Origin of the sequence: Microcoleus sp. S1D4, from assembly GCF_036700765.1 — a bacterium.
Taxonomy (GTDB): domain Bacteria; phylum Cyanobacteriota; class Cyanobacteriia; order Cyanobacteriales; family Microcoleaceae; genus Microcoleus.
The window spans coordinates 299,263-323,620 of sequence record NZ_JAUBPP010000004.1; the positions used below are offsets into that span (position 1 = coordinate 299,263).

A 24,358-nucleotide genomic window follows, 5' to 3' on the forward strand; every position below is an offset into this window, starting at 1 on the left:
CACTCGTTTGAGTTAGCAAAGTGTGAATTGTTAACGGATTCGGTGCAGGGTGCAAGAGTTACAAAATACTGTTGGTTGTTTCCCGATCGCATTCTCGTAATGTAGGTATTAAATACTGTGTCAATGTAAAGGCATCTACTCCTAATTCTGTCCGTTCTTTGGCTGCCATGATTGCGGCTTGAGCGTGCCACCAAACTGCTGTTGCTGCCACTGCTTGAGCTGGAGATTTGCGGGCGATCCTCTTCGAGGGCTTCGCTAACGCACCTGCTAACAGTCCCCCTAACAAGCCCGTGAGAACGTCGCCGCTGCCCCCTCTGGCGAGGGCTGGGGTGCTTTCGGGATTGAGATAGGTGACGGTACGCGCGGCGTAGCTATCCTGTAGGGAATCGCCGTCATCCTTCCAACTTATGCAAACTTTCGCTCCTTTGAACAACACGACTGCACCGCAAAGCTCAGCCGCGGCTTGAGTTGCGGCAATTCGACTATCGCCTGTTTTGCCGGCTAATTCGGGAAACAAACGCTTAAATTCACCCTGGTGAGGCGTGATAATTGTCAGTGCTCGGCGTTCCGACAAAATCGGGATTGTGCCGAGTTGAGCGAGGATATTTAAACCGTCGGCATCTAAAACCAGAGGTCGATCGCTATCCAGTAGAGATTCTACAGCGATCGCGGCTTCCAATGTCAGACCGGGCCCAGCGGCGATCGCATCGTAACTGCTCAAATCTATTGCTACCGGCAACTCGCTAATTGCACCGCTTGAAGTTTCAGGACATCCGATAACTAAAGCCTCTGGCAAATGACTGCTCAACATCGGTTTAATCGACTCAGGAACAGCAATTGACAGCATTCCGACACCGCTTGCTCTTGCTCCCAACGCTGACAAAATTGCGGCTCCGGTGTAGCGGCGGGAACCTGCAATAATTAGTAAATGACCGTTGGTGTATTTGTACGAAATTGGCGATCGGGGCAAGGGCAAATGCTGGATTGCCAAGGTTTTGGTAATGCGTTGGATTGCTGGCGAATCACCCAATATTGCTGCAATATCTGCGACGGGAATATCAAAATCAATTAATTCACAACTGCCGATATATTCTAACGCTTGGTCTTGCAGAAAAGCCATTTTCCACAATCCCAAACACAAGGTATGTTTTGCCCTGATTGCCCTCCCCAAAACTGCTCCGGTATCTGTATGAATTCCCGAGGGAATATCTATACTAAAAATGGGTATGTTTAAATTATTTAATTCGTCAAAAGCGTCGGCTGTGAAGTTAGTAATTTCTCGTTCCAATCCAAACCCAAATAAACCATCAATTAGTAAATCGCAGTTGTTCAGCGATTCAACTTTGTCAACAAAGGGAATCTTTAAATAACGGGCATAATCAGCATGACTTTTTGTGAGTTCTTTAAGCTTAGAAAACGGGCAGTAAATAACTACGGGAAATCCTTGAAAGTGCAATTCGCGAGCCACAACCAAAGCATCGCCGCCGTTATGTCCTGGCCCAACTAATACGCCGATCGCTGGCAAGGCCGAATTAACAATCTTTTTCCCTTCTTCCCTTTTCCTGCTATCCGTTAAATCCCGTACATTACTTGTTACCGAACTTCCTTCTGCGTTCAAAAGCTGTTGAATTCGTTTAGCAATCAATCCGGCGACTTTTTCCATTAAAGCTGCTACTGGCATTCCAGCAGCAAATATTCTCGCTTCTATTTGCCGCATTTGGTCGGCGGTGACAACAAAATTTTGAATAGTCATAAGTAGAGGGAAGAGGGAAGAAGGAAGAAGGAAGAGGGAATAAGGAAGAGGGAAGAAGAGATACGCAGTAAGCCTTTGAGCGATCGGTATTTTACGTTTAATTAGGTGGCTTTACTTATTAGTGCTAAAATTTCAGCTAACAGCAGCAGTACCATTTTGTAGTATACTTGTGGTATAATCGATTAGCTCGATCGCACAAAGTAACAGTAAAATAGCAAATTCTCTCCGAATCATGAACAAGATTGTTGTAGGCCTCTCCGGCGGGGTCGATAGTTCCGCAGCAGCCGCAATTTTACACCATCAGGGCTATGAAGTGGTGGGTTTAACGCTGTGGCTGATGAAAGGCAAAGGTCAGTGCTGCTCTGAGGGAATGGTCGATGCCGCTAAACTTTGCGAAGATTTGGGCGTTCCTCACCACATTGTGGACAGCCGCGAGGTCTTTCAAGCAAGTATTGTCGATTATTTGGTGGACGGTTACAGTGCAGGAGTGACGCCTTTGCCTTGTTCGCAGTGCAATAAAACTGTGAAGTTTGGGCCCATGCTCAAGTATGCTCACGAAGAATTAGGAATTGAAAAGATTGCGACGGGACACTACGCTCGCATTACCTATGATACTGTTACGGGTCGCTATCAGTTGCTACGGGCGATCGACCCTGGCAAAGACCAGTCTTATTTCTTGTACGATTTAACACAAGATTTACTTGCCGGTACGGAGTTTCCCTTGGGGGAAATTACCAAGACAGAAACTCGCAGAATCGCGGCGGAATTTGGCTTGAGCACTGCCGACAAGCCGGAAAGTCAAGATTTGTGCTTGGTGGAAAGCAACGGTTCGATGCGGGCTTTTCTGGACAAGTATATCGCGCCGCATAGGGGTGACATTGTTGACAAGGCGGGCCGGGTACTCGGACAGCACGACGGCGTGCACCACTACACCATCGGCCAGCGGAAAGGCCTCGGCATTGCTGCGGCCCAAGCGCTGTACGTGATTGAACTTGATGCTGCTGGCAATCGGGTAATTGTGGGCGATCGCCAGTTGGCAGTAGAATCTGAATGCAATGTCCAGAAAGTAAATTGGGTTTCTGTAGCCGCACCGACTGCTCCGATTCGGGCTTCTGTACAGATTCGCTATCGATCGCACCCCGTCCCCGCTACAATTATTCCCGTAGAAACCTCCCAAGCCGACGAAAAAGCCTGCGGTACAAGAGTCAAGATAATTTTTGACGAACCGCAGTTGAGCATTACCCCCGGACAAGCCGCTGTTTGGTATGACGGAGACGTGCTGTTGGGCGGTGGCATCATAGAAAGAAATCAACTTCCCAAATAAGACAGCGGTTGAAACCGCCTCTGTACTTGGCTTGCACCCGCGACTCGACTGAGCTTAGCCGAACGTTAGGCGAGCGGGTGGAAGAAGACTGGGAAATTGAAATTATTAGTCAACAGTCAACAGTCATGTATGAGTGCAACCGGAATTGATATTATTTCTTTTCCAAGCGCAACACATTTCCCCTAGCATTGGTGCGGTAAACCCAAGTTTTGCCGCCGTCAGAAACTACAACCCGCCAACCTTCCACAATCATTTGACCGCAAATTTCATCAGCCTTCGCCAGCCCCAAACAAGTATTCGGCCAACTTTGCAGTTTCGATTCAGTTATTTTCAACTTGTCAGCAGCAATTCCAGTTTGGCGCGACAAGTCTTGGCGAACTGCTGCTGCTACAGTTGCCGGCAATTGTTTGGGGGGATTTGGGCGCGCGTTTTCTGCCAAATTGTCGGGAGAGGAAATTAAACTATTTAGTGCTAATCGGGAAGAGCTAATTTTTTGAGAAACCGCCGTTGACTGCTCTGGGCTTTCCCACCGGGGGAGGGAATCTTTGAGAGCGGCCGCGTTAGCCTCCGCGCTATGTACGAGCGGCGGATAAATTTCCCAAACCATAATTCCTGTCAGGACGACAGCCAATATCAAAGGATTCGGTTGCTTGTGCGTTCGGTTTTGATTTTTTTGAGAGTTATTTTTGGAGATTCGTTTGATCATGGGTCTTCTGCCTCACTTTACACGATGCGCGATCGAGAGCGATCGCTCAAAAGCAAATACAGTCCCGGACGCACCGGTAGTCAGAAATCGGGTTTGTTGGGTCTAGATGCGTCCATAACTGAAATGTTTATTTAGATACTGCTGTTGCTGCCGTTTATTGCTTTGTGCAGAACCAACTTGAGGGCCGGTGTGGCACAAGTATTTTATCCTCGCTGCCGATACTGATGTTTCAAGAAAATTGCACTACCGAGTTATTAATTAATTTTTACTTTTAATCTGTGGGTATCTAGAAAAATTTAGCCCTAAGTAAATATTCTGAAAAGAATCTGATGGTGGTCGAGAATCTCAGTACAAATAACTATCGATTGTCCCAAAACTACTAAAGGTGTTTTAGACTGTGGGAGACGAGCTGAGCCAGCGCTCTCAAACCGATGCAGCACAACCTGTTTCCGCAGAACGGGCAGGCATTACAACTTCAGCCAATTATTTTCATTGTAGCATTTTATTCTTAAAGTGCGATCGAAGCGTCATTTTTAGATTGTAGATTTTATATTTTATATTTGAGATTGTAGATTTTATATTTTATATTTTAGATGAATTACCGGAGGTTTAAGCAAACAGTGCTAGACGCATCAATGCCACATAAACCGCGTTTTGATCGGGATTCAAGGTCTGGATGCAATATTTTTACCCGTCAAACGCGGTTTATCACCAAAGAGTGCGAAAGTGTTACAAAAGTCTAAGATTTTGAACTTTCCACAGTCCTGCGGCAGCCTGTATCCGTTGTTGGGCGGAGTCAAAAATACTTTAGTAGCGATCGCTACTTTTTTAGTAAGATATTGTTGAAATAAATCGATTATGAACAAAAAATCCCTCGCAATCCCTTTAATAAATCGGCTGAGCTATCCTCAAAAATTTACCTTAATATCTAAGGGACTTTTTCGCGACAATGGAAATTCAGACACAAGATTACCATACCTGCTACGATCCAGCAACGGCAACCGTGAGTTTTGTTGGCTCTCTCAGGCTGAGCGGGCCTGGGGAGTACCCGCCGATAGCACAGTTGCTCGGCGAGGTGCCAGACTCCGAACCGGCGAAAATTACCCTCAATTTGCAGCAGTTAGAATTTTTGAACAGTTCGGGCATAAATATGCTGTCGAAGTTTATAATCGAGCAGCGCAAAAAAGCTCTAGTGCAAATGGCAGTACAAGGCTCTCAACCCATAGCTTGGGAGGGTAAATCGTTGAATAATTTGCAACGCCTGATGCCTGGTTTGCAGTTGGAATTAGTATAGACACACGGTTACTTTTATGATGCAGGCTGTTGAGCAATTTTCTGTTAGTAGAGGTGCAAATTCTCGGGTTATGCTGGAAGAACAACCATCTAGAGAACAGCTACTTTTAGAGATAGAAAGATTGCGCCAGCAAGTGGCAGACTTGAAGGAGGAAAAAGCAGATCTGAAAATCTTGCTGGAAACTACGGCTCAACATTCTGATACGGTTGAAACCCAGTTGCGCGATCGGGCATTGGAGGCGGTGCGGGAAGGCGAAATTAAGCTGGCTCAATTTCTGGAAGCGATTCCAATAGGCGTAGCCGTGCTCGATTCTCAAGGAAAACCTTACTACGTCAATCACGCCGGACAGCAGTTACTCGGTAAAGGAGTTTTGCACTTAAATGCAGTTGAGAATTTGTCAGATATTTATCAAATTTATATCGCGGGAACTGATACTATTTACCCTTTCGATAATTTGCCGATCGTTCGAGCTTTTAGGGGTGAAAGTTCGACTGCTGACGATATGGAAGTTCATCAACCAGACCGTAAAATTCCTATTGAAGGTTGGGGAACGCCAATTTTTGACGAGGCTGGTAAAGTTGCTTTTGCGATCGCAATTTTTCAAGATATTACGGAACGCAAACAAGCTGAGACAGACCGTCACGAATTGATTAAAAAACTATTTGACCTCAATCAAAATTTAGAGATATCCCTGGATGTTGAATCAGACTTAACGGATGCCTACGGGCGATTTGTGCCGCATCAATTTTTAAATTTATTAGGATATGAAAGTATTCTTGATGTTAATTTAGGCGACCAAGTGCAGGAGGAAATGTCGGTGTTATTTGGCGACATCCGCGACTTCACGACGCTTTCGGAAACTATGACACCGCAAGAAAATTTCAATTTTATCAATGCTTACCTCTCGCGGATGGAGCCGGCTATTACTAGCAATAATGGCTTTATAGATAAATACATCGGCGATGCAATTATGGCTTTATTTAGTGACTGTGCTGATGATGCTGTGAAAGCTGGTATTGCGATGCTACAAACCTTGACTGATTACAACCAACACCGTCAAAGTGTCGGCTACATCCCAATTCAAATTGGCATTGGTATCAATTCGGGTTCTTTGATACTGGGGACAGTCGGCGGCGCAAGCCGAATGGACACCACTGTGATTAGCGATGCCGTTAATTTGGCATCTCGGATTGAAGGATTGACTAAAGATTACGGCGTACCTCTGTTAATTTCTCAGCAGACTTTGGAACGGTTGCGAAATCCTGCTGATTATGCTATTCGGATTGTGGATAAAGTACAGGTTAAAGGAAAATCTCAATATGTCATAGTCTATGAGGTGTTTGATGCAGATCCTGCGGAAATTCTTGGGGCAAAGCTAGCAAATTTGCCTGTATATACTGAAGCGATGTTATTGTGCGAGCGCAAGGAGTTCCGAGAAGCGGGAAAATTGTTTGAAGAGTGTTTGCGGACAAATCCGAGCGATCGGGTAGCTCGCATTTACCTGAAACGCTGTCGGGATTGGCGATCGCTCCTCAAGGGAATTTAAAGGAAGTCATTAGTCAACACTTCGGACAGTTTTTGATTAGCAACCGTAGAATGGCGGTTTCAAGGCGATCGATATCAGGGCAACCCTTGCCGAGGCCGGATATGAAAAACCAAGAGTTTCAGGCTAGCAACTCAAAACGCAAGGGGAGACGATCGCACTCGGCTTGCTCATAAATCCGGTTTCCGACTATATTGCTCGTTAATAAACCTAGAAGCTTTGCGACAAACCAAGTTTCTAGCCCACCCATGAGTAAACCCTGAAACTCTCCGGAGTGTTGTGATAATATAATGAGTAATTTGGAGTGTCAAAAAAAGACGATGAGAATCAACAAGCAGCAGCCTAGAATATCTATAAAACCTTCAGTGATTAAAGCGATAGCTCTGTTCTGTCTGTGCTGCTTGTTAACTGCAAGCTGCGGACAGAGGGCAAATCGATCGCCTAATTCGACCGGCGAAAATGCTAATAACCGCGTTACTATTGGCACAACCTTGAAATTGCGGACGATCGACCCTGCGGACGCTTATGAAATTATATCAGGGCAACTGCTGCAAAATTTGGGCGATACTCTCTACACTTACAAGTCGGGAACTACTGAGTTAATCCCCCATTTAGCGACAGCAATGCCAAAAGTTAGCCAAGACGGATTGACATATACAATCCCCTTGCGTCAAGGAGTTATTTTTCACGACGACACACCTTTTAACGCCGCAGCAATGGAGTTTTCCTTGCAGCGGTTTATCAAAAATGGCGGCCGTCCGGCTTTCTTGTTGAGCGATGCCGTAGAATCGGTGAAAGCGACGGGCGAATACGAATTAACTTTTCAACTCAAAAAGCCTTTTGCTGCTTTTCCTTCTCTCCTGACATTTGCCGGTCTTTGTGCAATTTCTCCGAAAGCTTACGAGATTGGGGATGCTAAATTTAAACCGGATACGTTTGTAGGAACTGGACGCTACAAACTGGCGAAGTACGGCAGCGATTCTCTCAAGTTTGACGCATTTGATAAGTATTGGGGCGAAAAACCAGTTAATCAAGGAATTGACCTTTTGCTGCTTTCTAGTTCGTCAAATTTGTTCAATAGTTTTCGGACTGGTGCAGTCGATGTGGCTTATTTGTCTCTGGATGCAGACCAAGTTCAAAGCTTGAACGAGGGAGCCAAACAAGGGAAATGGCAGGAAATCGCGGGGGAAAGCAGTACGGTTAGTTACATGACGCTGAATACTAAGTCTAAACCGTTGGACAAGTTAGAAGTGAGACAGGCGATCGCCTCCGTGATGGATCGCCCCCTGATTAACGATCGCGTACTCCGGGGACAAGCCCAGCCACTGTACAGTCTGATTCCCACAACCTTCGACGTTAACAAGCCCGTGTTTAAAGAACTTTACGGCGATGCGAACACAGCCAAAGCCAAGGAATTGTTAACAAAAGCGGGATATTCGGCCGCCAATCCTTTTATTCTGCAAATTTGGTATCCTTCTGCTTCCACAAAGCGATCGTTAGTTGCGAGTACGATCGAGGCCCAAGCTAAGCTTAAAATGGATGGGATAATGCAGGTAGAAATTAACAGCGTTGAATCTCCGACTTTGTTTCAAAATATAGAGAAGGGGATTTATCCTGCGGTTTTGGTGGATTGGTACGCCGATTTTTTTGACGCTGACAATTACATTCAGCCGTTTTTGGATTGTGACACGGGTTCGGCGACCACCGGGTGCGAAAAGGGTGCGAGTCAGGGTCAGGGTTCGTTTTATTATAGCGATCAAGTAAATCAACTTATCGACAAGCAACGCAAAGAACTAAACCCCCAAACCCGGAAAGCTTTGTTTGGCGAAATTCAGGACATACTAGGTAGAGATGTACCTTTCATCCCTCTTTGGCAGGATAAGGACTATACTTTTGCTCAGAACAGCATCAGCGGTGTCCGTTTAGAACCGACGCAATCCTTTCCCTTTTGGTTCCTGAAAAAGCAATAATTGTTTACAATGATTTTGAGGAATTGAAACGTCAATAATTCTATCATGTTGTGTGCATAATAGGGTGATGATTGTCACAGTTTATCGAAGAGACCGATCACCCAACTCTCTAGAAATATGTGGGATATTATTAAAAGAGAGATATCGCCGAGGGTGAGTATATGAAATTTGGAATTTTAACAACAACAGCGCTACTGATTGCAATGGGTTTTGCTTCTGGAGTCAAAGCAGAAAACGTATCGCAAGTCAAGCAACTATTAGAAACTAAAGAATGTACCAAGTGTGACTTGACAGGAGCGCAGCTTGCTGGTATGGATCTCAGCGGAGCCGACTTGAGCGGAGCGAATTTGAGCGGAGCGAATTTGAACGGTGCTAATCTCAATGAAGCAAAACTGAACGAAGCCAATCTGCAACAAGCTAAATTGCAAGGTGCGAGTTTAATTGCCGCTAGAATGCACGGAGTAAATTTGCAGGGCGCTGATTTAACCAAGGCTAACCTGAGTCTGGCGGGTTTAGTAATTGCCAGCTTGAAAAATACCAACCTCACCAATGCTAATTTAGTGGGCGCTAACTTAGAAAGTGCAAATTTGGCTGGCGCAAATATGAAAAATGCTCGCCAGTCCATAGCGAATTTAGCTAATGTCAGCCTCAGAGGTGGCAGTTTGTCGGGAATCGACGTACTGGGAGTTAACTTGCGGGATGCAAATTTGACCGGTGCTAATTTGACTGGTGCTAATTTGAACGGTTCGGACTTGACCGGTGCTAATTTAATGAATGCAAATATGGCAAATGTAGATTTGAAAAATGCTGCTTTACCGTAGGACGATCGCCAATTGCTAAATCAGATGCTCGTTTTTAACAAGCTTAATATCATCCTGTAGGGGCCATTTCCGAAATGGCCCCTACAGTTATAATTGTAGGATTTATCTCGTTTCCTGTCGCGGCGCGGGTAATTGTTCGGTGCGCGGCGCTTTTCCCTGACATCGTTTCCGGTTGCATAGGAATAATAAAATCGAGTCAACAGTCAACAGTCAACAGTCAACAATCAACAATCACCTGACGGTGTAACCGAAATTGATATGACATCTGCGATTGCTTCATATTTTGATGTCGGATCAATCTTCTTCGTCAGCATCTTGGGCGAAACGGATAATGTCATCATCGCCGAGGTATTCGCCATTTTGGATTTCAATCATCACCAGAGGAATCACGCCTGGGTTTTCCACGCGGTGAGCAGTATTCATGGGAACGTAGGTTGACTGTTTCTGCATGAGAATCGTCTCTTTGTCATCGCAGATCACTTTAGCGGTACCGGAGACGACAACCCAGTGTTCGCTGCGGTGATAGTGCATTTGCGTCCTGATGTGGTGTCCCGGCTTGACTTCGATGCGATTGATCTTGTAACGATCGCCCGCATCTATGACTGTAACTTTACCCCAAAACCGGGTTTGCGTGCGATCGTCCATTTTTTCGATTGTGTCGGCTGTTTCCACCATGGTGTCGATCTCGCTAACGGTGTATGTAAAAATATCTATAGTTGAAAGTATATCAGAAGGTAAGTGCGATCGATTTAAACATTACTGAATTAGCAGCCATTCGCGAGCATCAACAAATTGCGATAAATGCCCCACATTTGTTGTAGCAATTACCACCTCATTGCCTTCACTTGCCTCCAATAGTGCTTGAGCCGCCAAAATCACATCCCCGTCAAGTGCATTGGGTTCTGCGGTTGGTCTTCCTCTCCTTCTCGCGTCAGCCCACAACTGAGCAGCTAGAAGCATTACCTCCGAAGTCAAAGGACGGTATGTCAGTTGTAATTTCAGTTCATCAAGTCGTTGAATACCTGCTGACTTACCTGCACGGATCAATTCGCGTCGTACTTCGTAGTCAGCAATCTCAGGCAAAATTATTATTTCGCCTCTGAGCATTAAAGAGTTTAGCCAAACTTTGCACTCTTGAACTTCAGTAGAAGATGCTTTAGGGTTTGTTACCATCTCCAAAGGCCCAGAATCTAAAAGTATTACTCTACTCATGGGAATAATGGCCGATTAGAAAGGCGGTCTTCATCTAAAACTTTACGGAGATATTCAGCGGTTTCTGTTTGTTCCTGTTCATCTCCCTCCTCTACCCACGATCGCAATAATTCAATTGCACCTTGATTTCTTTGTATCCGCTCCTCCAGCGACAGTTTAGTAATGTCTATTTTCTCAGATGTCTGGGGAGGCTCGGACAAGGCTGGTTTTACTGTCACCGTTTCCAGAAATAACCGCATCATTTTAAGCAAATTCGGCCAATATTCTCTCGGAGTTTGCTGAATTACACTGAGAAACTCTACCATTTCGTTGCCAATGCGAGTTTCTGGCGCTGAAGCTGCTGTCGTTGGGCTTTCACTGATTAAAGCTTGTTCAGACACAATCACTTTTCTCCTTTCTCGGATTTATATGAATCAGCGGGTCGATCGATTCTACTTATATTGTAAACAAGAGGCGGGGGATAATTCATCCAGATTCTGGGATTTTTTTGAACCGCAGATGTCAGCAGATGTACACAGATGAATGCAGATAAAATTCATCTGCTTTCATCTGCTTTCATCTGCGGTTCAAAACAACCATTTCACTGAATTTCGAGGAAACTACTTGCTCAACACACCTTCAGGAATCCCCAAAATATCCTCGATGCGCGGCATATCTTCCACAGCAATCACTCGCCCTTCATCCTCAAAACCAGCAATTTGATCGAAATTCAAATATCGATACAAATCGCCAGCAAAAGGATTGATTTTCTTGGCCACAATTTCCTGGTATTCTTGGACTGTGGGAATGCGACCCAACAGCGAACAAACAGCAGCCAATTCCGCCGAACCGAGATAAACTTGTGCATCTTTGCCCATCCGGTTGTTGAAGTTGCGAGTCGAAGTTGAAAAAACCGTTGTGGCATCTTTTACCCGCGCTTGATTTCCCATACAAAGACTGCATCCCGGCATTTCCGTCCGCGCTCCAGCCGCTCCAAAAATGCTGTAATAACCTTCTTCTTTTAGTTGTTGTTCGTCCATCCGAGTTGGCGGACAAATCCACAGGCGAGTTTTAACTTCCCCTGCACCTTCCAACACCTTTGCAGTGGCGCGGTAGTGGCCGATATTTGTCATGCAAGAACCGACAAATACTTCGTCAACCTGATCGCCCGCAACCTCACTCAACAACTTAACATTATCCGGGTCATTCGGTGCAGCCACAATGGGTTCAGTAATCTCGTTGAGATCGATCTCGATGATTTCAACATACTCCGCATCAGCATCAGCTTCTAGCAGCACCGGATTAGCCAGCCATTCCTCCATCTTCGCCACCCGGCGCATCATCGTCCGTGCATCTTCATAGCCCCGCGCTACCATGTTTTTTAGCAGCGCGACGTTGGAGCGAATGTACTCAGAAACAGTCTCCACACTCAATTTAATCGTGCATCCAGCGCAGGAACGCTCGGCCGAGGCATCAGTCAATTCAAATGCCTGCTCGACCTTCAAATCGGGCAAGCCTTCAATTTCCATGATCCGCCCCGAAAAGACGTTTTTCTTATTCTGTTTTGAGACTGTCAGCAAACCTTTTTGAATCGCTACATAGGGAATTGCATTCACCACATCCCGCAGGGTTACTCCCGGCTGCAATTCTCCTTTGAAGCGCACTAAAACAGATTCCGGCATATCCAAAGGCATCACGCCCAAGGCTGCAGCAAATGCCACCAATCCCGAACCCGCAGGAAAGGAGATTCCTAAAGGAAAACGTGTGTGAGAATCGCCGCCGGTTCCTACTGTATCTGGCAATAACATCCGGTTGAGCCAAGAGTGAATAATGCCGTCTCCGGGACGCAAAGCTATACCCGCCCGCTGTGCCATGAAATCGGGCAATTCGTGGTGAGTTTTGACATCAACCGGTTTTGGATAGGCGGCGGTGTGGCAGAAACTTTGAATTACCAAATCGGCGCTAAATCCCAAACAAGCAAGTTCTTTTAATTCGTCGCGAGTCATGGGCCCGGTGGTGTCTTGGGAACCGACTGTGGTCATTAATGGTTCGCAAGATGTACCGGGACGCACGCCTGTTAAACCGCAGGCTTTCCCTACCATTTTTTGGGCTAAGGTGAAGCCTTTACCTGTGTCGGCGGGAATTGTTGGACGGGTGAAAATCGGGCTAATTCCTAGTCCTAAAGCTTCGCGGGTTTTGTCGGTTAAGGTGCGTCCAATTAATAGTGGAATGCGGCCGCCGGCGCGAACTTCGTCTGTGATTGTGTCGGGTTTGAGAGTGAAGGTGGAGATGATTTCTCCGGCTTCGTTGGCGATTTCTCCTTTGTAGGGATGGATGGTAATTACCATTCCGGTTTCCATTTTGCTGACATCGCATTCGATCGGCAATGCGCCGGAATCTTCAGCAGTATTGAAGAAAATCGGGGCGATCGCACTTCCCAAAATATATCCGCCGCTGCGCTTGTTTGGCACAAACGGAATATCATTGCCAATGTGCCACAGCACTGAGTTAATCGCTGATTTGCGCGAGGAACCGGTGCCGACAACATCGCCGACGTAGGCTACGGGATGGCCTTTTTGCTTCAATTGGGCAATGGTTTCCAGCGCTTGGGGCATCTTACTTTCCAGCATTGCTAAAGCGTGCAAGGGAATGTCCGGCCGCGTGGTAGCTTGAGGTGCCGGAGACAAGTCGTCGGTATTGGTTTCTCCGGGTACTTTGAAGACTGTAACGGTAATGGCTTCGGCTAGTTGGGGCCGGCCGGTAAACCACTCGGCATCCGCCCAAGAATCTATGACTTGTTTGGCGTAGGGATTGGTATCCGACAGGGCGAGAATGTCGTGGAAGGCGTCAAATACTAACAGCGTTTTGCTCAAGGCGCGGGCTGCGGTGGCGGGGATGGCGGTTTCGGCAGTAGGATGGAGTAAATCGATTAAAGATTGGACGTTGTAACCTCCCATCATTGTCCCCAGCAGGTAAACTGCCCATTTGGGAGCAATTAGGGGGCTGTGGATTTCGCCTTTGGCAATGCCGGTCAGAAAACCTGCTTTGACGTAGGCGGCGCTGTCTACGCCGGGGGGCACGCGATCGCGCAATAATTCTACTAAGGCTTCTTCTTCCCCAGGTGGCGGATTTTTGAGCAATTCGCAGAGTTCTGAGGTTTGCTGGGCGTCTAGCGGCAGCGGTGGAATTCCCAGTGCGGCCCGTTCGGCAGCGTTACGGCGGTAAGATTCAAGCATTTGTGTTCTCTCTCAAAATTGTGTTGGGTAGTTGTTTGCAGGTGACATTACTTTTTAGATTAGGCGCTGGCGCTACATATTTGGCAAAGCACCCGCTCTTATAAAAACTTAACGCAACTTTAAAAACAGTAGATTTTCATACTAAAGACAAAATCTGTCTGTATCTGGAGCGCTGCTGAAACTCCAGCCAAGAAGTTTTCCGGCGTTGAGTTGCATTGTTCTGGTTAAAATTAATATGGCGGAGGTAATGTCGATCGCCCGCGAGCATCTCAAATCGTTAGCTACCAGAAAGAATTGGTTTAAAGCCTCTCCCTTTTAGCTAGAAATTAAAAGAAGGTTATTCATTACGACCATCCTCTTCCTTCCAGGTAGAGGTCGCCCTCAACCCTTCTCTAGGCGAGGAGGGAGGTTGTCAACTGTCCACTGTCAACTGTTCACTGAATACAAGCTTAAATTTATCCGCAGAAATGGATCGATTAAAAAATGGAAAGTTTTATCCCTGAAAACTGTGAAGATTGTCAGGGCTCGGCTGCCAAGGCAGACTTTTACCAAGAGCTGCAAGCAACTCAAGAATTATTGCTGACGATCGCCAATTCGATGCCGATGCCTACGATCATCAGCAGTCTGGCTGATGGCACAATTCTTTATAGTAACGATTTATGCCATCAGGTTTTCGGGTTCAAAGAATTTGAAATCGACGGCAAAAAAGCCTCCACACTATACAGTAACCCCGCACAGCGCCACGAACTGCTGGATGTGCTCGCCCGCAACGGACAAGTCCGCGAGATAGAAGTTCGCCTCCAAAAAGCTGACGGCACGCTGTTTTGGGCAAGTGTATCGATGCGGTATTTGACATTGCTGTCGGAAAAATCCGTGCTGTCGGTGTTCTGTGACATTAGCGATCGCAAGCGAGCAGCCGCCAAGGAGCAGGAATTGCTCGCCTCAATCCATTTGCGCGCCCGCCAGCAAGCGGCCGTCGCTTACTTGGGGCAGCAGGCATTGGCGGAAACAGATTTGTCTGCACTGATGGACAAAGCTGCGGTGTTAATTGCTCAAACCTTGGATGTTGATTATTGTCAGTTGTTGGAACTGTTGCCCTCGGGCCATGCTTTTTTGTTGCGAGCGGGGGTTGGCTGGCAGCCGGGCCTTGTCGGCAAAGCCACTGTTGCGGCTTCTGCCCGATCGCAAGCTGGTTACACGTTGCTAGTTGGCAAAGCCACGATTGTCGAAGATTTGCGGGTGGAAACCCGTTTTAGCGAGTTGCCGCTGCTGCACAACCACCGGGCTGTGAGCGGCGTCACTGTCATCGTTCCCGGCAATCGGGGACTGGAGAGTTTCTTGGGACAAGCAGAACCAGCGGACACTTCTGCGACGCAGGCTTGGGGCATTTTGGGGGTTCACACCAGCCAAAGGCGGGTTTTCAGCCAAGATGACGTTTATTTTGTAGAAGCGATCGCCAACGTGTTAGCTGCGGCGATCGAGCGGATTCGATCGCAAGAGCGCTTGCAAATGATGGAACGGGCGATCGAAAGTTGCAGCAACGGCATCGCCATCACCGACGCGACGGTTACAGATAATCCGATTATTTATGTCAATCCCAGTTTTGAGCGGATTACGGGTTATCGCAGAGACGAATTAATGGGGAAAAATTGCCGATTTTTGCAGGGCAACGACACGGACACCGCCTCTGCTAAACTATTGCGAACGGCAATTGAAGAAGGCAGAGAATGCCAAGTTATCCTGCGTAACTTTCGGAAAGACGGCACGCCTTTTTGGCACGAACTGTCGATCGCTCCGGTGCACAACTCGCGGCGACACTTAACCCACTTTATTGGAGTGCAAACAGACATTACCGACCGCCAGCGAGCGGAAGCAGAATTATTTTTAAATTCTCAAGCTTTAGCAGCTTTCACCGCTAATCTCAAACACTTGCACCGGATTACAACTTATCATTATCAAAATTTTCAAGAACTGGTTGAAGATTATTTAACAGCAGGCTGTTTAATTTTTGGACTTTCTATTGGCATCATGGCTGAAGTCCAGGATGAAGTTTTTATTGTGCGGGCAGCAAAATCCGATATAGGATACTTCGTGCGAGGCCTAGAATTGAACCTCAGCGATACTTACTGCGCTGCAGTAATTAAATCCAATAAAACTATTTTCTATTCTCATGTGGGAGCAGAAATAGAGATGCGCGAACATCCAGCTTATAAACAATGTCACTCAGAATCTTACATTGGAACGCCGATATTTGTTAACAATAAAACTTACGGTATATTAAGCTTTAGTTCGCGAGAAATTAAGAAAAAAAAATTTGAGTACCAGGAAATAGAAATCATAGAATTGATGGCTCAAAGCATCGGTAAAATTCTGGCGGTTCACCAAATGGAAATCGAACGCCAGCAAGCCGAAAAAGAGCGCTGCGAGTTAATATTATCTCTGCAAGAAAGTGAAGAACGCTATCGCCGTTTAGTAGAACTATCTCCCGAAGCGATCGTCGTTCACAGTCAAGAGAAAATCGCCTACATCAATGCTGCGGGCGCAAAACTCCTCGGTGCGAGTTCTCCGGCAGAGTTAATCGGCTTTCCGATATTGCATTTTGTCCATTCAAACTATGTGGAAACAGCCCAAAAGCGCATGAGGCAAGTCGAGCAAGAAAATAAGCCGATCGAGCTTGCCGAGCAAAAACTGATGCGGCTAGACGGAGAAATCATCGACGTTGAAGTGGCCGGCATCCCCGCCCTTTATCAAGGCGCAGCCGCCGCCCAGATTATTATCAGAGATGTCACCGAGCGCAAGCGAGTAGAACGGCAACTGCTGCACGGTGCTTTTCACGACGCGCTGACGGGTTTGCCAAACCGCGTTTTGTTCATCGACAGGCTAGGACAAGCCATCCGCCGATCAAATCAATCCTCCGATTACAAATTTGGTTTACTTTTCCTAGATTTAGACCGCTTCAAAGTAGTTAATGATTCTTTAGGACACATTTTAGGAGACAAACTGCTAGTCGCCCTCGCAGACAGGCTGCTAACCTGCGTGCGGGCTTCTGATACCGTCGCCCGGTTGGGGGGAGACGAATTCACCATCCTGCTAGACCACATTCAGAGCCTCACCGATGCCACCCAAGCAGCTAACAGAATACAAACAGAACTGACTTTACCGTTTCATATCGAAGGGCACGAAGTATTTACCACCGCTAGCATTGGCATTGTTTTCAGTCAAGGCGAAGTCGCAGCAGCCGACACAAGAGGCAAATCGAATCTGTACGTTCACCCGGAAGAATTCCTGCGCGATGCTGACATTGCTATGTACCGTGCTAAAGCTTTGGGCAAAGCCCGCCACGAAGTGTTTAATTTGGCGATGCACGACCAAACTATGTCGCTGTTGCAGTTAGAAAATGACCTGCGTTTGGCTATTTTGGGTAAGCAGGAATTAGGTGCGAGCAAAAATGAATGTTCCCACTTTATTCTGCACTACCAACCGATTGTTTCGATCGCCAGCGGTGCGATCGAGGGTTTTGAGGCTTTGGTGCGCTGGCAGCACCCGGTTCGGGGTTTAGTGCCGCCGTCTAGTTTTATTCCTGTAGCTGAGGAAACCGGTTTGATCGTGCCTCTGGGAGCCTGGGTGCTGCGGGAAGCTTGCCGGCAATTGCGCGTTTGGCAAGAAATGTTAATGAAGGAAGAAGGAAGTTATGTAACGGATGTAACGGATGTAACGGATGTAAGTCCGTCGGAAGAACGAAGAGGGAAGAAGGAAGAGGGAAGTTCGGCAACGAGCAATGTACGGGATGTAACGGATGTAACGGATGTAACGGATGTAACGGATGTAAGTCCGTCCGAAGAAGGAAGAGGGAAGAAGGAAGAAGGAAGAGGGAAGAAGGAAGAAGGAAGAGGGAAGAAGGAAGAAGGAAGTTCGGCAACGAGCAATGTACGGGATGTAACGGATACAGGGAAGCAGGAAGTTCGGCAAGGCCCGATGCCCGATGCCCAATTCCCGATGCCCGATGCCCAATGCCCAATGCCCAATTACCAATTACCAATTATCGATCCTTCACAATTAACAATGAGCGTCAATCTTTCTCCCAAACAGTTAGGTTTGCCGAATTTAATCGAACAGATAGATGAAATTTTGGCAGAAACAGGCTGCGCTCCGAGCTGTTTAAAATTGGAGATTACTGAAAGTGCGATCGTAGAAAATGTGGCTAAAGCCAATATTGTGCTGGCCCAATTAAAAGGTAGAAATATTCGATTGTCGATCGACGATTTCGGTACTGGCTATTCGTCTTTGAGTTACTTGCACCGTTTTCCACTGGATACGCTGAAGATCGATCGCTCTTTTGTGAGTCGCTTGGGGGCCATCGAAAACGGTGACGGCGGGGGTCAGCCTTTGCAGATTGTGCGGGCGATTGTAACTTTGGCTCACAATTTGGGATTAAATGCGATCGCCGAAGGTGTGGAGACAGCCGAACAGTTAGCACAGCTTCGGGGATTAGGCTGCGAATTAGCTCAGGGATATTGGTTTTCTAAACCTTTGGACAGTTTAACGATGACTGAAATACTGATAAATTTCGGTAATATAGCAATTATGGACTGAGTGATATCAATTCCGGTTGCACCGTCAGGTGATTGTTGACTGTTGGCTGTTGGCTGTTGACTGTTGACTGTTGACTGGATTTGACAATTGGGATGTTACCGGATTTTATCTGACTGCTGACTAATGACTGCTGACTGCTGACTAATGACTGCTGATTTTTCTGCATCTGCGTTAATCTGCCTTAATCCCTTGTCATCTGCGGTTAAGGAATTATCTTTTTTTTCACCACAGATGAGGGCAGATTAACACAGATTTACGCAGATGAATTAGATTGATTTTGGTTGACTGTTGACTGTTGACTGTTGACTGGATTTGACAATTGGGATGCTACTGGATTGGATATTACCCGTCGCAACCAATAACTAATAACAACTAACAACTAACAAATTAACAGCTAGCTTTCAACGGAATCTCGATCGCAAATTCAGCACCTTGTCCGGGAGAAGAAGTGCATTTCAGCGAACCTTTGTGTCTGTCGGTAACAATTTGATAGCTAATTGACAAGCCCATTCCAGTACCTTTTCCCACAGGTTTAGTGGTAAAAAAGGGGTTAAAAAGTTGAGTAACGACAGCATCTGCTATTCCCACCCCATTGTCAGCAATCCGAATCAAAACGCGATCGCCCTCCAGCATTTCCGTTTTAATGGAAATCGTACTAGGATTTTGCCGCATTTCCTCAGCAGAACGCCGTGTGTCTCTCTCTTCTAAAGCATCTAAAGCATTGCTCAGAACATTCATAAATACTTGATTTAACTGTCCGGCATAACATTCTACTAAGGGTATTTGAGCGTATTCTTTAATTACCTCAATTTCTGGATGATTATGTTTAGCTTTGAGTCGGTGCTGCAAAATCATCAGAGTGCTATCTATGCCGTCGTGGATGTTAACTGCTTTCATTTCTGCTTCGTCCATCCGGGAAAATGTACGCAGAGACGCTACAATTTGCTGAATTCTGTCTGCACCGACTTTCATCGAAGAAAGCAGTTTTGGCAAGTCTTCCATCAGAAAATCGAGTTCAATAGCTTCTACTTCTTCTTGAATTTCCGGGACAGGATCGGGATAGTGGTTTTGGTAAAGTTCGATCAAATGCAGCAAGTCTTGAGTATAGTCGTTGGCGTGGGTGAGATTGCCGTAAATAAAATTAACCGGATTGTTAATTTCGTGGGCGACTCCTGCGACGAGCTGACCGAGAGATGACATTTTTTCGCTTTGAATTAACTGCGATTGAGCGCTGGTTAATTGCTGCAAGGTGTGCTCTAATTCACGAGCTTTATTGCAGGTTTGGGTGTAAAGATCGGCTTGGTTGATGGCGATCGCCAATTGAACTGTAACTGCTTGCAATAATTCTACTTCGCCCTCGCTCCACGGTCGCACAGCAGCGGAGTGGGCGCAGGTAACAACGCTCACTACTCCCGAAAGTGCCTGCATCGGAATTGCCAACACTGATTGGTAGCCCAGAGAGTTAAGAGACTCGATCAAAATAGAGTCTGCGAGCGCTCCGACATCATCTATTTGCAGCGTTTCTAGACGCAACATCTGTTCTCCTATAGTGCCGAAGTCAGAAGCTTTATAGCAACCTATTAAATCGGAAAGTTCTATTCTGCGAGATTCTTGAATAATTTCCCAAAAACCCTCTTCTTGTTCGCTGCGATACCAGCAAAAATAGCACCGATCGATCTGCATGAAAGCCCGAATTTCTTGGACGGCGACAGCAATAATGCTGTCGAAGTCGAGGGAATTGCGGATTTGAGCTGTGAGAATGTTGAGCAATTTTTCTCTATCTGCTTGCTGCTTGAGTTGGGCTGCAGATTGCTTCAAGGCAATTTCTGCTAGCTTGCGATCGGTAATGTCTTCGGTGACAGCTAATAGATATTGCGGTTGGCCGTCAGCATCAAGTATTGATGTTTTCTTAGTATGAAATATCCGCAATTCTCCTTGACCTGTTTCAATCTCTTCTTCGCTGATTTCTACAGTTTGCCCGTTGTTGAGAACTTCTCGATCTTTGGCAGTGAAAAAGTTAGCTTGTTCTGTGGGAAAAAGGTCGAAATCATTTTTGCCCGTAACTTCTGCTGCGCTGAAACCGAGCAAGTCTTCGGCGACGGGGTTCCACAGTACAAACCGCAGTTCTTTGGCTTCCTTGGCAAGCACTGCTACGGGTATGGTGTTGAGCACTGATTCCATAAAGTTTTGAGTCTGTTGCAGTTCTGCTTCTGCCTGTTTGCGATCGCTAATATCTCGCACGTTGGCAATGATGTTAACATTGCCGTTAAGATTGATTTTGGACAGGGCGACTTCTACAGAAAATGTTGAACCGTCGTTGGGACGCTTTGCTTTCCATTCCACGCGGGGGGTTTCTCCTGCTAATACTCTTGTCCAAAGTTCTGCCATTTGTGCGCTCGGAGTGTCGCTGCTTGAATAGTCGTTTTTAATTGATAATTTTGTTGCTTGTTCCTGGCTGACTCCGTACATTTCTAACATTCGATTGTTTACATCGAGAATGTTACCTTCTAAATCGTGAATGAAGATAGCGTCGTAGACATTGTTAAATATGGTTCGCAGGTTTTGCTCGGAAACTTGCAGGGCTGCTTCTGCCTGTTTACGATCGCCAATTTCTTGTTCTAATTGCGTGACTGCTTGGGAAAGTTCGGCCGTGCGATCGCTCACTCTGTCTTCTAACTCGGCTGCTGCTTGTCGCAGGGCTGCTTCGGCGACTTTGCGATCGGTAATGTCGATCGCCGTACCGAACAGTTTTACCACCTTGCCGCCGGCATCGGTTTCAGCTTTGCCCAAGGCGTTGAGATGCCGCAGCGTGCCGTCGGGACGGTAAAGGCGGAAGTCTAAATCGTAGGGAATGCCTGCTTCGATTGCCCGCTGTATTTGGGTTTGCCACAGTTCCAAATCTTCTGGATGACACCAAGAGAATTGCTGCTCTAGGCTGGGCGCTGCTGCTGCCGGTTCGAGTCCGAAGATGCGGAAGAGTTCTTCGGACCAAGTGACGGTTCCGGTGGCTGCGTCGAGTTCCCAATTGCCGACGTGGGCGAGTCTCTGGGCTTCTTTGAGCTGCCGCTGGCTGTCGCGGATGGCGGTTTCGGCTTTTTTGCGATCGGTAACGTCTAGGAATACGCCGCAAAATACGATTTCGCCGTTCTCGCTGCGGGTGGGCATGGAGTCGCCCTGCCACCAGCGGAGCTCGCCGTTTGGCTTGATTAACCGCCCTTCGTAGTGCCAGGGAGAGAAGTTTTCAACGGCTTCGTTGACGGAAGCAATGTAGCTTTCCAAGTCTTCGGGGTGGATGCGGGAAATGAATGTATTGATGTCTCGCATCATTTCTGCTGCTGTGATGCCGCTGATATCTTCGATGCCATCGCTGGTGTAGTCAACTCTCCAAACTCCATTGCGGCTGCAAAATTGAAACAGAGAACCGGGGATGGCGGCCGCGATCGTCCGAAACTTGGTTTCGCTGGCGCTGAGGGCGCTAAAAGTCTGGCGCAGTTCGGCGGTGCGGGCTTCAACTCTGCGTTCTAGTTCGGCGTTGGCGTGTTGCAATGCTGCTTCGGCGCGCTTGCGATCGGTAATGTCGGTGGCTGTACCGGTGGTGCCGAGGAAGTTTCCGGTTTCGTGGTACAGGGCGATGGCGTTGAACATCAAATGTTTGATGCTGCCGTCTTTGGCGATGTGGGTCGTTTCATACTGGAAAACTGATTCTCCGGCCACCAGGCGGGCGAAAACAGCTAAATCTTTCTGGGCTTGTTCTGGTGTCACAAAATCGGAGAACGGCCTACCGATCATTTCTTCTGGTTCGTAACCGTAGATATACTTAACTGCTGGGTTGACGAAGGTGTAGCGTCCAGTCGCATCGACAGACCAAATCATGTCTTGAGAGGTTTCTACCAGGCTGCGGTATTTGGTTTCGCTGGCTTTGACAGCTTCTTCTGCTGCTTTGCGTTCCGTCATGTCGCGGGAGACGCCGACTGTCATTGTGATTTGGCCGTCTTCATTGCGGATGGGTGTTTTGACGGTGCTCCACAGCCGCACTTCTCCGTCGTAGCGCGTCACAGGTTCTTCGGCAATTTGCAGGGTTTGTCCGGTTTCAAATACGAAGGCGTCATCTTTAATGTACTGGAGAGTGTGGTCAGGTTCGGCGAAAGGTGCGTCTATGATGCCTTGCAGTTCCTCTTGACTCATGCCGTAATAGTCGCGGAAGGCTTGATTTGCCCAGACGATTTGGGCTTTGGGGCCTTTGACTAATACCATATCGGCGATCGAGTCGAGAATTTGGTGATATTTTTGCTCGCTGTCGCGGAGTTTCTGCTGCGCCAATTCGATTTCTGCGATTTGTTTCTGGGTTTGCAAGTGCAGTTCGGCCTGAGAAATTGCCACTGCTAAATGGTCGCCTACTTGTCTGGCAAATTCGATTTCGTCTTCTTGCCACTCGCGGGGTTCGCCGCACTGGTGAATACACAGCAATCCCCACAAATTTTGCCCTTGCAGTAGGGGTACAACTAAGTTTGCTCTGATTTGAAATCGCTTGAGAATTTTGAGGTGACAGGGGCTCAACCGGGCTTTGTAGATGTCGGTGACTGCTTGAACATATCCTTTGGCGTAGTTGGCTGCAAATTGTTCGCCGAAGCAGTGGTCGTGGACTTTTGCGCCCAAGGAAGGGCTGTATAGGGGCAGTACGTCTTCGGAGACTACTTCGCCGTCGTTCCAGTCGGATTCGGGAATGAAGCGGTAGACGGCGACTCGATCGGCATTTAGGAGTTGCCGGACTTCGGTGGCTGTGATTTTGAATATTGTTTCTAAGTCTAGGGATTCGCGAATTTTGCTAATGACTCCCATCAGCGCTTGCAGCTTTTTGAACCAGGTTTGAGACTGCATATCTCTTTCTAAGCGAATTAATTTTTCCTGCAGGTTGATTACTTGTTGATACAGGTATTCATGAAACATAATGCTCTTTTTTTAGTTATTTTGCTGTTTGGTATCGAGGTTGATGGCATCCCATATCGCTCTGCAATTTGAGACTGGTATAGAAGAAGTCATTAGTGATTAGTTATTTGTTATTGGTTATTGGTAATAACTCGCAACTGACAACTGACAACTGACAACTGCTTTCGGTACAACGTCATCAGGAAGATGGAAGTCGGAAGATGGAGGTCGCAATAAAAGCAAGGGTTTCAGCAATTAAGAACGTTTTAACCATCGGGTGCGGTTGTGATAAATCACAAGAGCAAAGGGCAAATTCTCCTCCTTCTGATAGCAATTAGCAGCGAATGAGGCTGCATTTCCGTATTTTTTCTAGATTGGCAGGTCGATCGAGCATCCTAATTCCGTATATTTACTGATAAAGCGGGCGATCGGTGACTTCCTACGGCATAAATTGCTAATGATTGAGAATTTTACTCACAAAATTTATACATAAACCCGGTTTCTTAACCCGATCGCATCAGGGAAGAGCCGAAAGTGGCAGCTAGAAAAGGGGTTTCATCGCCCGACGGGGCCCAAAATCCTGACTAATTTTGACATTTTTTCCGCTCGCCTTCAATGGCAATTGTCACCCTTTTATTATGACTGTAAACTCGATTGATGGTTTCTTCGGCTTTGCGATCGAATATCCTGTTTGGAGCGCCTCTATTAAAATTTGTTTAAATTTAGCTGATCGGCTTTTCTCTAGTTTTCGCTAATACTCGATTCATCTGCTTTAAGTGTGATCTTATGCACTTTTGGGAGCATTGGGAGCTTTTAGATAATTTGCAACGCACTTGAATTATTTTATGTTATCGATTCTATTTGTTAAACTTATTAAAATATATAGCTTTTCGAGTTCTCATAGGAGGTACTAAGCCTTTGCTCATCTACAGCACTTCCGGGTGTTATGAGGTACAATAAAAATAGATTAAAAAATACACCAATGAAAGCATATTCAATAG

General features: G+C 46.7%; 14 protein-coding genes. 6 read left to right on the forward strand and 8 right to left on the reverse strand.

Annotation, left to right across the window (positions count from 1 at the left end):
- Window positions 1-58: 58 nt before the first annotated feature.
- A complete protein-coding gene (locus tag QT998_RS06915) occupies window positions 59-1,753 on the reverse strand; it encodes an NAD(P)H-hydrate dehydratase (RefSeq protein ID WP_333114829.1) in 1,695 nt (564 codons plus the stop codon).
- A 232-nt stretch (window positions 1,754-1,985) separates the two neighbouring features.
- Between QT998_RS06915 and mnmA the strand changes: the two genes are divergently transcribed.
- Complete coding sequence (mnmA, locus tag QT998_RS06920; protein WP_333114831.1) at window positions 1,986-3,077, forward strand: tRNA 2-thiouridine(34) synthase MnmA; 1,092 nt, start codon at window positions 1,986-1,988, stop codon at window positions 3,075-3,077.
- Between the two features lie 151 nt (window positions 3,078-3,228).
- Here mnmA and QT998_RS06925 read toward each other — a convergent pair whose 3' ends face one another.
- On the reverse strand, window positions 3,229-3,783 hold the full coding sequence (locus QT998_RS06925) for a hypothetical protein (protein ID WP_333114833.1): 555 nt from the start codon (window positions 3,781-3,783) through the stop codon (window positions 3,229-3,231).
- A gap of 949 nt (window positions 3,784-4,732) precedes the next feature.
- Between QT998_RS06925 and QT998_RS06930 the strand changes: the two genes are divergently transcribed.
- From QT998_RS06930 to QT998_RS06945, 4 genes are all read left to right on the forward strand, one after another.
- A complete protein-coding gene (locus QT998_RS06930) occupies window positions 4,733-5,077 on the forward strand; it encodes a slr1659 superfamily regulator (protein WP_333088851.1) in 345 nt (114 codons plus the stop codon).
- Between the two features lie 70 nt (window positions 5,078-5,147).
- Complete coding sequence (locus QT998_RS06935) at window positions 5,148-6,623, forward strand: adenylate/guanylate cyclase domain-containing protein (RefSeq protein ID WP_333088850.1); 1,476 nt, start codon at window positions 5,148-5,150, stop codon at window positions 6,621-6,623.
- A 317-nt stretch (window positions 6,624-6,940) separates the two neighbouring features.
- Window positions 6,941-8,590 (forward strand): ABC transporter substrate-binding protein, encoded by a 1,650-nt coding sequence (locus tag QT998_RS06940; RefSeq protein WP_333089230.1) that lies wholly within the window; start codon window positions 6,941-6,943, stop codon window positions 8,588-8,590.
- A gap of 161 nt (window positions 8,591-8,751) precedes the next feature.
- The gene (locus QT998_RS06945) at window positions 8,752-9,411 is read left to right on the forward strand and encodes a pentapeptide repeat-containing protein (protein ID WP_333088848.1); all 660 of its coding nucleotides are present in this window, start codon (window positions 8,752-8,754) and stop codon (window positions 9,409-9,411) included.
- A gap of 294 nt (window positions 9,412-9,705) precedes the next feature.
- Here QT998_RS06945 and QT998_RS06950 read toward each other — a convergent pair whose 3' ends face one another.
- The 4 genes from QT998_RS06950 to acnB all read right to left on the reverse strand — a co-directional run bounded on the left by QT998_RS06950 (window position 9,706) and on the right by acnB (window position 13,838).
- Window positions 9,706-10,086, reverse strand: a complete 381-nt coding sequence (locus QT998_RS06950) for a cupin domain-containing protein (RefSeq protein ID WP_442921941.1) — start codon at window positions 10,084-10,086, stop codon at window positions 9,706-9,708.
- 81 nt (window positions 10,087-10,167) lie between these two features.
- Entirely contained in the window at window positions 10,168-10,623 is a 456-nt protein-coding gene (locus tag QT998_RS06955; RefSeq protein WP_333088847.1) for a nucleic acid-binding protein, read from the reverse strand.
- Window positions 10,620-11,003 carry a hypothetical protein gene (locus QT998_RS06960; protein ID WP_333088845.1) on the reverse strand — a complete coding sequence of 128 codons (384 nt, stop codon included), beginning with the start codon at window positions 11,001-11,003 and terminating at the stop codon, window positions 10,620-10,622. Before QT998_RS06960 ends, QT998_RS06955 begins: the two co-directional genes overlap by 4 nt.
- 219 nt (window positions 11,004-11,222) lie before the next feature.
- Window positions 11,223-13,838, reverse strand: coding sequence for a bifunctional aconitate hydratase 2/2-methylisocitrate dehydratase (acnB, locus tag QT998_RS06965; RefSeq protein WP_333114835.1), 2,616 nt, complete (start codon window positions 13,836-13,838; stop codon window positions 11,223-11,225).
- 483 nt (window positions 13,839-14,321) lie between these two features.
- Here acnB and QT998_RS06970 point away from each other — a divergent pair, with 483 nt between their 5' ends.
- Entirely contained in the window at window positions 14,322-18,431 is a 4,110-nt protein-coding gene (locus QT998_RS06970; RefSeq protein ID WP_333114837.1) for an EAL domain-containing protein, read from the forward strand.
- On the opposite strand, the gene QT998_RS06975 is transcribed toward QT998_RS06970, so the two are convergent.
- Together QT998_RS06975 and QT998_RS06980 are read right to left on the reverse strand one after the other, a co-directional pair.
- A complete protein-coding gene (locus QT998_RS06975) occupies window positions 18,421-18,597 on the reverse strand; it encodes a hypothetical protein (protein WP_333088842.1) in 177 nt (58 codons plus the stop codon). The two genes, QT998_RS06970 and QT998_RS06975, sit on opposite strands and share 11 nt — an antisense overlap.
- 221 nt (window positions 18,598-18,818) lie before the next feature.
- Window positions 18,819-23,378 carry a PAS domain S-box protein gene (locus QT998_RS06980; RefSeq protein WP_333088841.1) on the reverse strand — a complete coding sequence of 1,520 codons (4,560 nt, stop codon included), beginning with the start codon at window positions 23,376-23,378 and terminating at the stop codon, window positions 18,819-18,821.
- Window positions 23,379-24,358: the final 980 nt, after the last annotated feature.

What these genes read in the sequence shown, in the direction of transcription:
- QT998_RS06915 (WP_333114829.1), bottom strand. Translation starts at nt 1,753, where the DNA reads ATGACTATTCAAAATTTTGTTGTCACCGCCGACCAAATGCGGCAAATA.
- mnmA (WP_333114831.1), top strand. Translation starts at nt 1,986, where the DNA reads ATGAACAAGATTGTTGTAGGCCTCTCCGGCGGGGTCGATAGTTCCGCA.
- QT998_RS06925 (WP_333114833.1), bottom strand. Translation starts at nt 3,783, where the DNA reads ATGATCAAACGAATCTCCAAAAATAACTCTCAAAAAAATCAAAACCGA.
- QT998_RS06930 (WP_333088851.1), top strand. Translation starts at nt 4,733, where the DNA reads ATGGAAATTCAGACACAAGATTACCATACCTGCTACGATCCAGCAACG.
- QT998_RS06935 (WP_333088850.1), top strand. Translation starts at nt 5,148, where the DNA reads ATGCTGGAAGAACAACCATCTAGAGAACAGCTACTTTTAGAGATAGAA.
- QT998_RS06940 (WP_333089230.1), top strand. Translation starts at nt 6,941, where the DNA reads ATGAGAATCAACAAGCAGCAGCCTAGAATATCTATAAAACCTTCAGTG.
- QT998_RS06945 (WP_333088848.1), top strand. Translation starts at nt 8,752, where the DNA reads ATGAAATTTGGAATTTTAACAACAACAGCGCTACTGATTGCAATGGGT.
- QT998_RS06950 (WP_442921941.1), bottom strand. Translation starts at nt 10,086, where the DNA reads ATGGTGGAAACAGCCGACACAATCGAAAAAATGGACGATCGCACGCAA.
- QT998_RS06955 (WP_333088847.1), bottom strand. Translation starts at nt 10,623, where the DNA reads ATGAGTAGAGTAATACTTTTAGATTCTGGGCCTTTGGAGATGGTAACA.
- acnB (WP_333114835.1), bottom strand. Translation starts at nt 13,838, where the DNA reads ATGCTTGAATCTTACCGCCGTAACGCTGCCGAACGGGCCGCACTGGGA.
- QT998_RS06970 (WP_333114837.1), top strand. Translation starts at nt 14,322, where the DNA reads ATGGAAAGTTTTATCCCTGAAAACTGTGAAGATTGTCAGGGCTCGGCT.
- QT998_RS06975 (WP_333088842.1), bottom strand. Translation starts at nt 18,597, where the DNA reads ATGCAGAAAAATCAGCAGTCATTAGTCAGCAGTCAGCAGTCATTAGTC.
- QT998_RS06980 (WP_333088841.1), bottom strand. Translation starts at nt 23,378, where the DNA reads ATGTTTCATGAATACCTGTATCAACAAGTAATCAACCTGCAGGAAAAA.